The sequence below is a fragment of the Microcystis sp. M53603_WE2 genome (assembly GCF_030065435.1).
In genome coordinates this window covers 1-14,029 of record NZ_JASJFF010000034.1, presented here as the reverse complement: position 1 = coordinate 14,029, position 14,029 = coordinate 1, and the positions used below count along the sequence as shown (strand labels likewise).

Genomic DNA, 14,029 nt, shown 5'->3' with positions numbered 1-14,029 from the left:
TGTCTATCTTTTGGTATTAACCTGTTGATGCCTTAAATCCTTCCCTGTATGGATTTCAGCTACTTTTGAGCTTAGGTACTCTCATCGAATTTTATTTTAAGTTAATTATTTGCATAACAATTCCCGAAGAGCCCTATTTATTAATAAAAAAAGGTAGTTCTAGTGCATCGCCCGTTACATTTTGTGTCGTATTCAAGCAATTCATACAGACTCAATCAATTCATACAGTAAATCAAGCAACCGCCTGTTACAGTAATGCCAAGAGCAGAATTATCAACTCGAATCAGGAAATTCAATCGCTATAGTTCGCCATACTATAGGATTTACAAAGCTTTTACCGCATAGCGTTGGAGGGAAAAATGACTTTAACTAACCGTAAACGAGCCGTGGGAATCTTCTCTAGCTATCAAGAGGCAGAGAAGGCACTGAATGGATTACGAGATGACGGATTTGCCATGAATGAGGTATCAATCATTGCCAAAGAGCCTGAACGACTGGAGCAGAGCAACCGGATTGGTGAGACACGAGTTCAAGAGCTTACCGAAACAAAAACAACTCATATTGACGAAGGAGCAAAGACCGGGGCAGCGGCAGGCGGAGCCATCGGAGGACTGACAGGCTTGCTGGTTGGGTTGGGCATATTGGCAATTCCTGGAGTGGGCCCCGTCATGTTGGCAGGGGCGGCTGCAACTGCGATCGCTACCACGTTAGCTGGCGGTGCAATCGGGACGGCTACCGGAGGTTTGGTAGGTGGTCTAATTGGTCTAGGAATTCCAGAAGATCGGGCACGAGTCTATCACGATTATGTGGTTCGTGGAGACTACCTGTTGATCGTGGACGGTGCAGATGCTGACATCCTTCAGGCTGAAACAATTCTAAAGCGCCGAGGGATTCGCGAGTGGGAAATTTACAATGCCCTAGCAATTGAAGGCTATGTCGATCCTCCTGCTTCTCGTTTGTAAAATCGGAAATTATTAAAGGATTTGCATCATGAAAAAGATCACAACTTTAATCCTCAGCAGCCTTCTACTGATTGGAACTGTGGCTTGTGAGAACAACGCTAAAACTAGCACCAACGCCCCTTCTTCCACAGAGGAAACGGGGCAAGTTCCTGATACTAAAACAGTCCAAAAGAACCAAAGCGATGCGTCTAGTCAAGTGCGCCGAAATCAACTCAATTCTGATATTCGCGCTCGTGAGCAACGCAACAATCTAACTGGAGGAGATGCGGATCGCGCCAACAGTGACCTTTCCAGTGAAGTTCGCTCTAAGCTAGAAGCCAACATCCCGAAAGGGCAACTTACAGTTTCTGCTAAAGATGGAGCGGTAGTCGTCTCTGGAACCGTAGAAACTCAAGAGCAACTCGACAAAATTGACCCCTTGGCAAAACAAATCAAGGGTGTCAATAGTGTCAAAGTTACAGCAAAAGTGGCGTTGTCAAATTGAAAGATGCTCCGAATCAGCTTGGAACTGAAATTACTTTGATAGCAAGGATTGCATTGCATCTTTCATATTCTAATCTGACAACGCCGCAAAAGTTGCGGTGAGCATCTCACCTTTGTAACTCCTAAATTAAGTTTTATGTCAAGCTATTTTGAAAGCCTTACCAGAAGCAAGTTTTAGCGACAAGCATAATTACTCACTTGCATAAATGAGATGCTCCCAAGTTGCGCCAGCAGCTCCAGCTAAAAAGAAGTAAACAGAAGATAGCAACTGTAACTAACCTTGAAGACAAGGGGCTTAAGCCCCTTGTCTAATCATTGCTTTAGGACTTACGCATTGACAGAATTTCCGTAGTATGCCTTTGAACTTCAGACTATGGCTTCCAAGTTATTGAGGTCAAGGAAGTTGGATGCTAAATTATTGACAATAAAAGAGCGGATGACCTCAGTAAATAACTCCCTTTGTCAGGAATACCAATTAACAATTTGCGCTTTAAATCGGAGAAATTCTAACTGAATAAATCTGCGAATGGCACAAAATATGTGAGTCCTGATCGCCTGACTTTCTCTTACTTGAAACCCTTCAATATTACACAATGGTTTTAAGGCACGATGGTACTGCTCAATTCCCCAATGTTGGTCATGAATTTTCTGGAATTCTGTCCTGGTGATTGAGGGGAGTTTCTCTGAGTTAGAGACGAACACAACGTAGTAACGGAATTCGTTTTTGAAGACCGTTCTAAATACCTTGACTCATCCCACTTGTTTCAGATAAACAATTAATCCATCGGTCGGGATATCTAAGGTTTGAACTTGAACATATTTAGTTCCTAGTTCAACCGAGACGCGCCCGATTCACATGAGGAGCAAACAAACCCCGAAAGCCCTTGTCTTTAAAGGTATTCATGGTTTCTTTGGCAGCATAACAACTGTCTCCTGTGACTGTCTCTGGTTTCAATCCCCAAGCTTTTACTTCGTCCAACATTTCTAAGAAATATTCATGTTTTGTCTGACCCTCCTGTTTATTAACGATTCAATAATTAACGGGAACTGACCTTCCTTTACAATCGGTATAATATCAGGTAACTACGTTAATACCTTTGACTACTTTTTTGTGTTTACCACCAGTAAAAGTAATCGATTAACTCAGCTTTAGCTGGGTGACTATAAGGCTTGTCAATTACCATGTCGTCTGTACTGATTGTTCCTCCTTCAAGTTCGATTTGAGGAGCCACTTCATCAAACAAATCCTTGGGTGTATAGTTCTCTCGCCACAAGAAACGATTGACACTGTCATGAGATAAATTGCCCAGAATTTGAGCCAAACGAACACAGCTTATATATTTAGGTTCCCAGAGCAAAAATAGGGTGTAAATAGCCAGATTACATTGAGCAGTTGTTGGCTTCGTAATGTTTCTCATCAGTTGTTCTGTTATAAGAGATGCCCTTGTGTCAGGAAATCAAATCGGAGAGGGTTTTGTCAAGAGTCGAGAGAGAAATTGTATCTAAGACTAACAAAATTAGACCACCCACATTTAAGCCTTTTTGTCAATGCGTAATTTCTATGCTTGCAGAAACGGTATCGTTACATTTTGTGTCGTATTCAAGCAATTCATACAGACTCAATCAATTCATACAGTAAATCAGACAACCACCTGTTACAGTAACACCAGAAGCAGAATTGTTAGCTCAACTTAGGTAAGCAGTTCTCAAATCCAACAAATTCAATAAGGAGAGCATCATGAGCTTAAAAGATAGAGCCGAGGCAACCGCCAAAAATATCGAAGGTAAAGTTCAAGAAGCAGTAGGAGATCTGACTGGCGATCCCAAAGCTCAAGCAGAGGGCAAGGAAAAACAGGCAGAGGCAAAAGTTCGTCACACTATCGAAGATGTGAAAGATGAAGTCAAAAAAATTATTGATTAGTAGGTCGTTTGTCACGGCAACCGCCATTCAGACAAATGATTGAAACCAGGCTTTCATCGGAACTCTTCCTCAAAAAATGGTTTCTTTCGAGACAGGTGAAACACTAGGACAAGGCGGCGTAAATAAACCCAATATTACCAGATATCTAGCTTCTCAAAGAAGTCGAAGATCTCTCCCTCGGTAAATAAACTTACGCCGTCAAAGACTAGAAAAATCTTTCTCGAAAGGGTCTAGACAGTAGTTGTTCATCATCCATGTATCATCGATTCATCAAATTCTTTTTTGGAGTTAAAATGATGTCACTTCAACAGATTCGTCGCTTTTTTGTCACCATTATTTTAACTATAATGCTGGCAATTACTATAGCTTTTGATTTTGGAACTACAAATAGTTGGGCTGCAACTTTACCCACCCAATCGCAGACTCAAATCGCAAGCATGAATCGAGCCAAGGCAGTTACGAAAAATATTGAAGGCAAAGCTCAAGAAGCGATTGGCAACATGACAGGCGATCCCAAAGATCAGATGATGGGAAAAGCCAAGCAAGTCGAAAGTCAGGCTCGTAACGCAGCAGAAGATATAAAAGACCAGATGAAGTTAAAAGGGCGGGCAAAAGCAGTCACAAAGAACATTGAAGGCAAAGCTCAAGAAGCGATAGGTAAAGCTACTGGCAACCGCCAAGATCAAGTTGCTGGAAAAGCTAAACAAGTCGAAAGCCAAGTTCGCAATGCAGTAGAAGATGTGAAAGATCAGGTTCAAGATATACTCAATTAAGGATCGATGACTGAATTTTCATCACTTTTCTCTAAATCAAGGAGGGAAATATGTTTGATCTCGTTTGGACTGCCGTTGTTATACTTTTCATCCTCTGGTTGTTAGGATTCTCCATTAACATTGGCGGCGGCTTAATCCACCTGCTTTTGGTTTTGGTGCTGATTGGCGTTGTCTACAACTTGTTTATGAGGCGACGGTAATTGTTGATTCTCGAACACAGAAAGGGTCAAAAAATCGGGAAAAAGCAAGAATCAAAGTAGCTAAGATTCAGGCTCGAATCACCGATAGCAGAAAAGACCATTTACATAAGCTAACCACTCAATTAGTTCGTGAAAACTAAACGATTGTAGTTGAAAATTTAGCGGTAAAAGACCTGGTAAAAAACCCCAAGGTAAGCGCATCTTAACAATCCTTGACAAAATGAACTTTATGTGAGTTGCTTGCCCACGATTCAGGCATATTTGAGGAGAATTTGCCATCTCAATTGTTAAGCAAAAATCGACCAAATGGGTCGATTTCGTAACTATTCTGATTGACTGGTATCACTTGAAATGCCCACGCGGATGACAAAATTGGCCAATTGTCAATAGCGTTTGAGATGCTCTCACCCTGTAAAAAACCCGAAACTAGCTCAAGCTATATCAGATGTTAGTTGGGGAGAAATCACTCGACAATTAGCCTATAAATGCCGTTGGTATGGGAGAAACTATCGGGAAATAGATATAGCATTTCTGATTCACACGAGGTACATTCCCGAGCCTGAACAGCTTAATCAGTAAAGGTTTAAGTGTGCCGCACAGATGCGAGAAACGCTATAGATGGTTTCCTAGTTCAAAACGGTGCAATAATTGTGGGCATATCGTTGAGAAAATGCCGTTAAGTGTCCGAGAATGGGAGTGTCCTGAATGTGGAACTTGCCATGAAAGGGATGTTAACGCCAGTAAAAACATTTTGGCCGCAGGGCTTGCGGTATCAGTCTGGGTCGCGAGTGTCAGACCCGAACAGAGTAAGTCTGTGAAGGCAACTGCTAAGAAGCAGAAACCTAGATCGTGAGGTCTAGGAATCACCGTCCCTTTTAGGGCGGTGAGGATGTCAATCCCACCCCCTAAATCCCCCTTAAGGGGGAATTCTATCGTCTCCCCTGAAAGGGGAGATAAGAGAGGGGTGGGGACTGAGGGGGGTGGGGGCTGGTTTGCTCAACCGAACGGTATTGGGTAGGGGAGGTGTGAACGATTATAATTTAATTTTATGTTGTTGTGCTGTTTAGTTATTCAAGGAGTTTTTGTATGGAATCCACAAAAGAGCGAGGGCAATTAATCATCATTGGTGGAGCAGAAGACAAAGATGGAGATTGTCAAATCTTGCGAGAGTTTGTTCGCTGTGCTGGCGGGACTAAAGCTAAAATTGCCGTGTTAACGGCGGCAACAAGTGAGCCTCGTTCGGCTGGAGAAGCCTATACCCGAGTGTTTGAGCGACTCGGTGTCGAGGATGTATGTGTCCTCGATACCATTCACAGGGAAGATGCCGACGATCCAGAAAACCTGAAAATCATTGAGGAAGCCACAGGAGCGTTTTTTACCGGGGGAGATCAAGCCCTAATCATTGAACACATCAAGGGAACTCAGCTAGATACCTTACTTCACCAACGCAATCGGGAGGGAATGGTGGTAGGTGGGACAAGTGCCGGTGCTGCCATCATGCCCGATCTGATGATTATTGAAGGAGACTCCGAAACCAACCCACGCATGGACGCGATAGAGATGGGTCCGGGAATGGGATTTCTGCACTCAGTGGTGATCGATCAGCATTTTGCCCAGCGCGGACGGCTAGGTCGCCTGATTTCCGCTCTCTTACAGCAGCCAGCTAACTTAGGCTTTGGCATTGACGAAGATACAGCAGTAATTGTGGACGGTGACGAATTTAAAGTGGTGGGGCGTGGGGCTGTAACAGTTGTCGATGAATCAGAAGCAACTTATGATAATTTAGACGAACTGCTCAAAGATGAAGCGATGGCAGTGTGTGGAGTCAGGTTGCACATCTTACCTCAAGGATTCCGCTTTAACTTGAAAACTCGCAAGCCCGTTTTCTCTCGATCAATAGAGTTAAAGGATAGCAATCCTAAAAAGGAGGCAGAAGTTGAAAGGGAGTAGGTCGGAGGGAACAATCAGTGGTGGCTTGTACCCGCCACTGATTGGAGAATTTATTTAAATCAGAAAAATATTGACTCTGAGGTCTAAGAATGAATCACGATCGGGATGATGAAACCAATCTTGAGCGGCGACAAGAACTGCTACATGATGAAGAGGCTTTTCGACTTGATCAAGAAGAGAAACGCCTGCGATCTGCCAGACGAAGTAATACCTTAAATTGGATAATTAATAGCATTTTCGGGCTGGCAGGAATAGTGCAAATACTACTGGTAATGAGGTTCTTGCTGCGTTTGTTTGGTGCGAACCCACAAAATCAATTTGCTCAGTTGATTAATCATCTATCTGCACCTTTCATTGCGCCATTTTCCACCTTATTCATTAGTCCTGCTTCATCTGGTGGAGCAAACATATTTGATGTTAATATTGTGATTGCGATCGTAGCCTATGCTCTCTTGAGCTATACTTTGCACGGCTATAACTTGCATTTTTTCCTCAAATCACTCTAGTATTAGATAATGCCCGCTATCAAAAATGTAAAATTGTTGAATAATTGGCTCTTTCTTTGTCAATAGAATTACTCTATCTGCCGTCTTATTGCCTAATCTAAATTTAATTGAAAGCCTGTGGAAATTTGTCAAAAAGAAATGTTTGTATGGTAAATATTATGAAAACTTTTCCGACTTTTCTTCAGCTATTTATGAATGTCTGAATGATGCCTATCTGAAACATAAAAAAGAACTGGATTCCTTGCTCACTCTAGGATTTCAGAAGTTTAATAAATCTCAGATTATGAACGACTAAAGTATATCAGTTATCAGTCATCAGTAATCAGATGTGAGTTTTCAGTTCACAAGGGCCGAATCTAAAACCTAATTGGTTAAGCTAAAAGCTTTGATGTGCCTAGTTTCTCACCTTCTTTTTAGGTGAGAGAATTGCCAGATTCTTTCTTTTGCCTCTTGCATGAGTGACTCTTGCCTTCAGAACCTGATTACTGTTTACTGTTTACTGACCACTGAAAAAAACTCCCATCAACAGTGTCTCACTGATTACTGTTTACTGTTTACTGATTACTGTTTACTGTTTACTGAAACAACTCCCAACACTTAATATATGAAATGGACAGATAAAGATCAGATAATTATGCAAGGGATCGATCGACCCCTAGGCAAATATTATGCGGCACGATTGAAAGCTCAGGGAACCTGTTTAGTAGCGGGGGTGGCTAGTGGCCACGGTGGTGAGATAATCGCAGAGATACCAGTGTTTGATCTAGTGGCCGAGGCCGTTGCTGAAGCCGGAGAAATCAAGACCAGTTTAATTTTAGTCCCCCCCAATCAAGTCCTAGATGCGGCCTTAGAAGCGATCGCAGCAGCAATTCCCCAATTAATTATCGTCACCCCCGGAGTTCCCCCCTTGGATCTGGTGGAATTATTAAAGATAGCTAGTACCACCGGGACATTAATTCTCGGCCCCGGCAGCCAGGGTGTGATTATTCCCAATTATCTTTGGTTGGGTATTTGTGAACCGAATTTTTATCAATCGGGGACAATCGGTCTGATCACCCGCGGCGATCGCATAGGGGATGAAGTGGCGAAAACTTTAACAGCAGCGGGGTATGGTGAATCTATGGCGGTAAATTTGGGTACTGACGGCATTATTGGCTCCAATTTGTCCCAATGGTTGCAGGTTTTTGAGGAAGATGACAATACCGAGGCAATTCTCCTCGTCAGTCAGGTGGGGGGAAAGGCCGAAATCGAGGCAGCCAAATATATTGCCTCGGCGATCGAAAAACCAGTGATTGCCTATCTTGTGGGGTTAAATGCAGCGATTGAAACCAATTTCGGCGATACAGAAACAATTATTTCTAACCAACTTTCCTACTCTGTTGCCGCTAAGAATACCAGAAAAGATAGCTTACGTCATTTTCAAGAAGCTGGGGTGACAGTGGTAGAAAAATTAGCCGATTTACCTGCCTCTTTAGCTAAAGTCTTGTCCTGAATTTGACCCCATTGCTCCAATAATAAGCTGTTGACTACCTAAATTACTCGTTAAGACTGCACCGGAGTTGGGAGTACTGGAACTATCGAGGGTATGGTTATATATTTTTCAGCTTACTAGCCGCCGCCTTTTCCTTCCCCCCTTATCCCGAACTGAGGTTAATCATTAATAGACCTCTTGTAAAAATCAAAAATTGTTGTTAGGGTTAGGAGTCAGTAGCCAGTAGTCAGTAGTCAGGAGAATTAAGAATAAATAATAATCAGTTAAATGGTCTATTTACATATTTTATGCCATTTAATCCTTATTTTTGCCGTTTTTGAACCCTGAAAAATTAATTACGCAAGAGGTTTAATCAGTAATCAGTGCCCAGAAAGCGGAGCAAAGGGCAGAGTTAAACCTACCCTTTATTATCGGAAAAAGTCCTTTCTTTTCGTCTTTTTTTGATAACTTATTTTCTGTTTGTGGCCAGGAATAGATTTGTGGTTTTAGGAGTGACAGCCTTAGTGAACTAAAACGCAGAGATTAGACACTAAGCCCAGAAATTTCGGCTTATACCAGTGGAGAGTAACTTTTAAACCATTAATTCGGGCAGCTTGTTCAATAATACGGGCAAATTCATCTTCCGCAAGCAAGCGCAGATTTTTTTCCCTAGCCCAAAACTTCATCCCAATTAAGTTTAAGACAGCGCGATGCCAACTTCTCGGCAGCCAGTGGAAGAGGGGCAAGCGCGTATGAAATTCTAGCCAGTGGTAGCGATTAGGAGTGGTGATAAATAAGCGGGGACATAATCGCAGCAGGCTGCTGACGTATTCAATCTGCGATTGTTCATTGCCGACGTGTTCGATAACCGCCGATGAGATGATATAGTCAATTCCTTCTACTTGGGAAGGTGTGGGAGGCCAATCAAGGACAAGTAATCCGGGGAAAAATGCCGCTAAATGGCTAATTTCTTCAGGAGAACAGGCATAAACCTTAGCATCATCTTCCAGCAACCAGCGGATAAAGCAGTTACTCGCTTGTCTGGTGGTTTCCGGTGTGGAACCATGGTCTAAAAATTTTTTTCCCCTCACACCATCCACGGCATTCTCTAAAAAATCATACATTTTGCGGCGCATTTGCAGGGTGGTCTTGCCGTGAAGTTTCGCCAGGGGGCGGTTTTTGCCAAAATAATCGATGCCTAATTTTTCTACCATGAATCTATTCCTTAATTTTTTTTGAAGGACTTGACAACTGTTCAATATACACTTATATACTAACTAGGCACAAAAAGTTCGTGCGGTTGAGGGAAAAATTTTCTTAACCTTGATGGCCTATGGCCATTGACTACATATGGTTATGGTTAACCCCGACGAGGCTATCTCTGAAAAAACCAATCATAATCAGAGGTTCAACCAATAACAATCCACCTGGAAATAATGGAAAGCAGTGCAAAATTGGAGAGTCAATTATCGTCAAGTTCAGCAAGAAAGGAAAACAATGCTGCTTTTTCTATTGTCATTCCCGTCTATAATGAGGAAAAGGGTATTACTCCGACTTTAAAACTTCTCCAAGAACAACTAAAACTCTCTAATTGTACCTATGAGATTGTGGTGGTTAATGATGGTTCTAAGGATCGAACGGGTGAAATCTTGCGAGAACTTCAGGAATTGATGACATTTAGGTTAATCGAACATCCCAGAAATCGTGGCTATGGCGCAGCACTGAAAACGGGAATTAGACAGGCTAAATATGGCGCAATCGTGATTACGGACGGAGATGGAACCTATCCTAACGAAAGAATTCCCCAATTAGTTGCCCTGCTAGAGAATGCCGATATGGTGGTCGGGGCGCGTACTGGTGCGAATGTCAGTTATCCAACAATTCGCAAAATTCCTAAGTGGTTTCTTGTCCGTTTTGCCGAATGGATTAGCAATAGTCGCATTCCGGATCTTAATAGTGGCTTACGGGTTTTTCGTAAGAGCGTGGTCGAAAGATTTTTTAATATCTTACCCGATACTTTTAGTTTTACCACTACGATTACCCTCGCCATGTTGACTAATGGTTATTTAGTCCATTATGAACCGATTGACTATTTTGCTCGCCAGGGCAACAGTAAAATTAAGCCTATCCGGGATACTTTGCGCTTTGTCCAGTTAATCCTCCGGGTGGGAATGTATTTTGCCCCTCTCCGGGTTTTTCTTCCCATTGCTGGGTTTTTCTTTCTTGGGTTTTTATTTACCCTAATTCAAGATATTTTTGTTCATGAAGATCTCACAGAAAGAACTCTCCTGCTATTAATAGCGGCAACCCAAACAGGAATGTTTGCTCTTTTAGCAGACATGATTGATAAACGAACTTGATAATAAATATCGGTATAATCAGCATTTTTTGCGACAATTTGGAGAGGTATTAAATGAACTATTGGTTAAGTATAAAAACTATGATAAGTGAAGGTATAGTAGAGATTAAGTGTCAAGTCGTGTCGAAAATTTTTCCAATTATTTTGACTTTAATTTGTTTAATTAAACTATTCTTAACGAGAACCAGTGAAATAGTGGCCTCTCCCAGTGATCCCCAGAATTATCTAAGTCGTGCGGAAAGAGCGGTTTGGTTTTCCGATGGAATTGGTATCTTAAATTTAGGCCATCCCCCAGGTTATTCCTTATTTGTTTGGCTAGTTAGTTTTACGGGGATACCCCTGCGAATATTCCACGAACTATTTTACATTTTTTCAGTGTTTTTATTGATTTATTCTATTCGCTTACTAAAAGTACCGAAAATTGTCTGTGTTTTAGTTTTTTCTTTGCTAATTTTCTATCCTCTGACTTTCAGATTTTTTAATGATGCGAGAAGCGAAGCAATAACGGTTTCATTGTTTAATATATTGATTGCGTTGATCATATTTTTGTTGTTCAAGAAAAAAATATCAGAAAAAATCATTTATTCCTGTTTGGCTGGATTAACCCTCGGATTTATCGGCATTACTCGACCAGAAAAAGGAATTGAATACATCTATATGTTAAGTTTAATTCCAATTATGTTTTTAACCAAGCCTCAGTGGAAATTAAGAGAAAAAATCCAACAGTCTTGTTTTTTAGTATTTTTACCCCTGTTAGTCTTCATTATGGTAAATTTTGCCATAGTCTCACTTAACTCAATTTTCTTGGGTGTGCCAGGGGTAAGTTTGTGGAATGCACCTAGTTTTAAGGGTATGTATACAGGATTAATGAAAATAGATGCTGGTACTCCAGTCAGACAGGTTCCTATTAATCCAGCACAGTTAGAAGCAGCTTATCAAGTTAGTCCCAGCTTCAAAACCCTAGAACCTTTCCTTCCTAAAGAAGAAATTCGCGGTAAATTTACAGTCTGGCTGTTAGCAGATGCTGTGCGTGATAGTATCAACCCTGTTAATCCTAGGTCGGTAACTACTCGGCAAGTTTATCAAAAATTTACCGAAATTAATCAAGAGTTAAAAACTGCTTTTCGTAATCGTCTTTTACCAACAAAAGCTTTTGGCTTTAGCTATATAGATCCTAATTTTGGGATTTGGTTGCCTCACCTTAAGGAATCTTCTATAAAAGTGATCACCAAGTTTCTCTATCCTCCCTTTTCAGAAGTAGAAAAAATTTTTCTTGTGGACGATCCTAAGGCAAGTATTACCCTCTTTAATAAGGTAGCTAATCGTCGTGCAGCTTGGACGGGAAAAGAACGGCCTAGTAGAATAAGATTACTGTTAGTTAAAGTGATAACTAGAGCTATTCATATCATCAATACCATCGGGATAATTTCTATAGTATTCTTACTGATATACTATTTTTATAGTAAACCTAAATCACCCTTATTATCTAATTATGTATTTATTCTCTTGTTTATTATTGTGATTAATTTCCTTCGTTTGCTTTTATATTCTTTAGTGGATGCAAGTTTACTGTTGGTGCATATGCGCTATTCTTTCCCGGGTATGCCTTTATTTTCCGCCTTTTCCCTACTAAACATTTTTGTTGTTGTTAATTTATTATGGAAGAAGATAGAGAAAAACAAATTAGTTTCTATCAAGTAGTTTCATATATCAAACTTAGTGATACTAAATCCAGTTATTAAAGACTGATTATTTATTTCCCCTTTTGCCTTTTGCCTTTTGCCTATCCTCATAAGTAGCCTATACTCAACGGATTTAGTATGAGATTGAATCATGAAAAATATAGCGTTTCCTAAGCTAGTGAGGGTACACCTATTTTTCTTCCCTTTTGCATGAGTGCCTCTTGCCCTTTGCCTAAAACCCTTAACGGAGGCAGGAGGCAGGAGGCCGTTTTTGTAACGGGGATTTATGCCCCGCTCCAAAAACTTTTCGCCTTAAGGCGAGGTTTTAGACCTGATTTTTTCGATAAGCTTATCTTATCGAAAAAAGGGCATAAAACACTAAAATCATTGCAAAGTTGGGGCTTTTGTGACCCTAGGATACTGGCTGGCCAAAATATGGGGATTAATCACGATCCTGTCTTGAAAGCTCCACACAATCTGAGTTCGGGATAGGGAAAGGGAGAGATGATATGCTGAAAAACAGAACACCATCCAGCCGCTCTCGCCCTATGCTTAGGATAGACGCTTTATTCTGTCCTGTCGATGACTTCTGCCCTATATTTGAACCTAAATTAACCTCAGTTCTATTCAGTCTTATAACAGATCTTTGTTAGGTTGTTGCAACATATAAAGATACTTTTTAGACCAATTCTCCAAAGTCTGACTACAAAAGTCTCCTCTCCCAAGCATCCCCAACTGTCTAACTTAAAAGCGGCAGAATCTAGAATAGAAGGACTTTTAACTAAAATATTCGCTCAGGACTAAAAACACCCGTGTCTGGGGTTTAAATCTCGGTCTTAGCATTGATAATCCGACAATATTCTGCCAAAATAAGCACCTAGAAGGATGTTTCACCCCATCCAGGGGATTTTCGATGACAATTCCTAAGAGCTACTATATCATGGTAGATCACCTGTGATTCCTCAGACCGGCCAAGATAAAGATGGCAACAGGCAAAAATTAGGAAAAATCAGCGACAATCGAAACGGCAAGATCAAAAAAAATTCTCTTCTAGATTGACCCTTTCAGCAGACCAACTATCCCACCCTTCTAGACAACGACCCTAAGGATAACTTCTATGGCGCAACAAAATAACCTAAAAGCCGACAATATACACCAAATCGATCCCTATTGGGGTCCCCGATGGCTCGTAGAGGAACGGGACGCTTGCGGAGTCGGTTTTATTGCCGATGTGCGCGGTTCTGGTAGCCATCAACTGATTGAACAGGCCCTTTTAGCCTTAGGTTGTTTGGAACACCGGGGAGGCTGCAGCGCCGATCAGGATTCCGGTGACGGTTCCGGTATGATGACCGCTATCCCCAGAGATGTCCTCGCTCCTTGGTTCGCCGAAAATGGCTTAAATATGCCAGAATCTGAGCGACTAGGGGTGGGTATGGTCTTTCTTCCCCAAGCGGCCCAAGAACGCGCCGACGCTAAGGCACACATCGAAGAAATTGTCAATAAATATAATATTAAGATTTTAGGTTGGCGTGCTGTTCCCGTCCGTCCCCAAGTCCTCGGAAGACAAGCAAGGGAAAATCAACCCTACGTCGAGCAAATTCTGGTTACTTCCCCCGATTTAGCCGGTTCTCAATTCGATCGCCTACTCTATATTGCCCGTTCTGAAGTCGGTAAGCAACTGGCCGATGATTTCTATTTCTGTTCCTTTTCCTGTCGCACCAT

12 protein-coding genes and 4 pseudogenes are annotated in these 14,029 nt (G+C 41.5%); 14 read left to right on the top strand and 2 right to left on the bottom strand.

Features of this window, described 5'->3' with window-relative positions; all coding sequences use genetic code 11:
* The first annotated feature begins 359 nt into the window (after positions 1 to 359).
* Both PX481_RS00825 and PX481_RS00820 read left to right on the top strand, forming a co-directional pair.
* Positions 360 to 962, top strand: a complete 603-nt coding sequence (locus PX481_RS00825) for a general stress protein (RefSeq protein WP_002763225.1) — start codon at positions 360 to 362, stop codon at positions 960 to 962.
* A gap of 28 nt (positions 963 to 990) precedes the next feature.
* Positions 991 to 1,446: a BON domain-containing protein gene (locus tag PX481_RS00820; RefSeq protein WP_002763227.1), complete on the top strand. Its 456-nt coding sequence runs from the start codon at positions 991 to 993 to the stop codon at positions 1,444 to 1,446.
* A gap of 365 nt (positions 1,447 to 1,811) precedes the next feature.
* Here PX481_RS00820 and PX481_RS00815 read toward each other — a convergent pair.
* A pseudogene (locus PX481_RS00815) lies at positions 1,812 to 2,863 on the bottom strand (IS701 family transposase).
* Between the two features lie 320 nt (positions 2,864 to 3,183).
* Between PX481_RS00815 and PX481_RS00810 the strand changes: the two are divergent.
* From PX481_RS00810 to PX481_RS00770, 9 genes and pseudogenes are all read left to right on the top strand, one after another.
* The gene (locus tag PX481_RS00810) at positions 3,184 to 3,366 is read left to right on the top strand and encodes a CsbD family protein (RefSeq protein WP_002763229.1); all 183 of its coding nucleotides are present in this window, start codon (positions 3,184 to 3,186) and stop codon (positions 3,364 to 3,366) included.
* Positions 3,367 to 3,662: 296 nt separating this feature from the next.
* Positions 3,663 to 4,139, top strand: a complete 477-nt coding sequence (locus PX481_RS00805; RefSeq protein ID WP_043999468.1) for a CsbD family protein — start codon at positions 3,663 to 3,665, stop codon at positions 4,137 to 4,139.
* A gap of 50 nt (positions 4,140 to 4,189) precedes the next feature.
* Complete coding sequence (locus tag PX481_RS00800; RefSeq protein ID WP_110546089.1) at positions 4,190 to 4,339, top strand: lmo0937 family membrane protein; 150 nt, start codon at positions 4,190 to 4,192, stop codon at positions 4,337 to 4,339.
* Positions 4,340 to 4,347: 8 nt separating this feature from the next.
* A pseudogene (locus PX481_RS00795) lies at positions 4,348 to 4,476 on the top strand (transposase); the annotation flags it as partial.
* Between the two features lie 452 nt (positions 4,477 to 4,928).
* On the top strand, positions 4,929 to 5,192 hold the full coding sequence (locus PX481_RS29985; protein WP_419866688.1) for a zinc ribbon domain-containing protein: 264 nt from the start codon (positions 4,929 to 4,931) through the stop codon (positions 5,190 to 5,192).
* Positions 5,193 to 5,425: 233 nt separating this feature from the next.
* Positions 5,426 to 6,289, top strand: a complete 864-nt coding sequence (locus tag PX481_RS00785; RefSeq protein WP_002763233.1) for a cyanophycinase — start codon at positions 5,426 to 5,428, stop codon at positions 6,287 to 6,289.
* An 89-nt stretch (positions 6,290 to 6,378) separates the two neighbouring features.
* Positions 6,379 to 6,795: a YggT family protein gene (locus PX481_RS00780; RefSeq protein WP_043999469.1), complete on the top strand. Its 417-nt coding sequence runs from the start codon at positions 6,379 to 6,381 to the stop codon at positions 6,793 to 6,795.
* Positions 6,786 to 7,090, top strand: a pseudogene (locus tag PX481_RS00775) (transposase); the annotation flags it as partial. The gene PX481_RS00780 and the pseudogene PX481_RS00775, both read left to right, overlap by 10 nt.
* Before the next feature lie 309 nt (positions 7,091 to 7,399).
* Positions 7,400 to 8,287: a succinate--CoA ligase subunit alpha gene (locus tag PX481_RS00770; protein WP_002751009.1), complete on the top strand. Its 888-nt coding sequence runs from the start codon at positions 7,400 to 7,402 to the stop codon at positions 8,285 to 8,287.
* A 500-nt stretch (positions 8,288 to 8,787) separates the two neighbouring features.
* Here the strand turns inward: PX481_RS00770 and PX481_RS00765 are convergent, their stop codons facing one another.
* Positions 8,788 to 9,480 carry a class I SAM-dependent methyltransferase gene (locus PX481_RS00765; RefSeq protein ID WP_287672814.1) on the bottom strand — a complete coding sequence of 231 codons (693 nt, stop codon included), beginning with the start codon at positions 9,478 to 9,480 and terminating at the stop codon, positions 8,788 to 8,790.
* A 222-nt stretch (positions 9,481 to 9,702) separates the two neighbouring features.
* Between PX481_RS00765 and PX481_RS00760 the strand changes: the two genes are divergently transcribed.
* From PX481_RS00760 to PX481_RS00750, 3 genes and pseudogenes are all read left to right on the top strand, one after another.
* Positions 9,703 to 10,626 carry a glycosyltransferase family 2 protein gene (locus PX481_RS00760; RefSeq protein WP_288027094.1) on the top strand — a complete coding sequence of 308 codons (924 nt, stop codon included), beginning with the start codon at positions 9,703 to 9,705 and terminating at the stop codon, positions 10,624 to 10,626.
* 53 nt (positions 10,627 to 10,679) lie between these two features.
* Positions 10,680 to 12,326, top strand: a complete 1,647-nt coding sequence (locus tag PX481_RS00755) for a hypothetical protein (RefSeq protein ID WP_288027096.1) — start codon at positions 10,680 to 10,682, stop codon at positions 12,324 to 12,326.
* Between the two features lie 1,098 nt (positions 12,327 to 13,424).
* Positions 13,425 to 14,029 (top strand): annotated as a pseudogene (locus PX481_RS00750) (glutamate synthase subunit alpha); the annotation flags it as partial.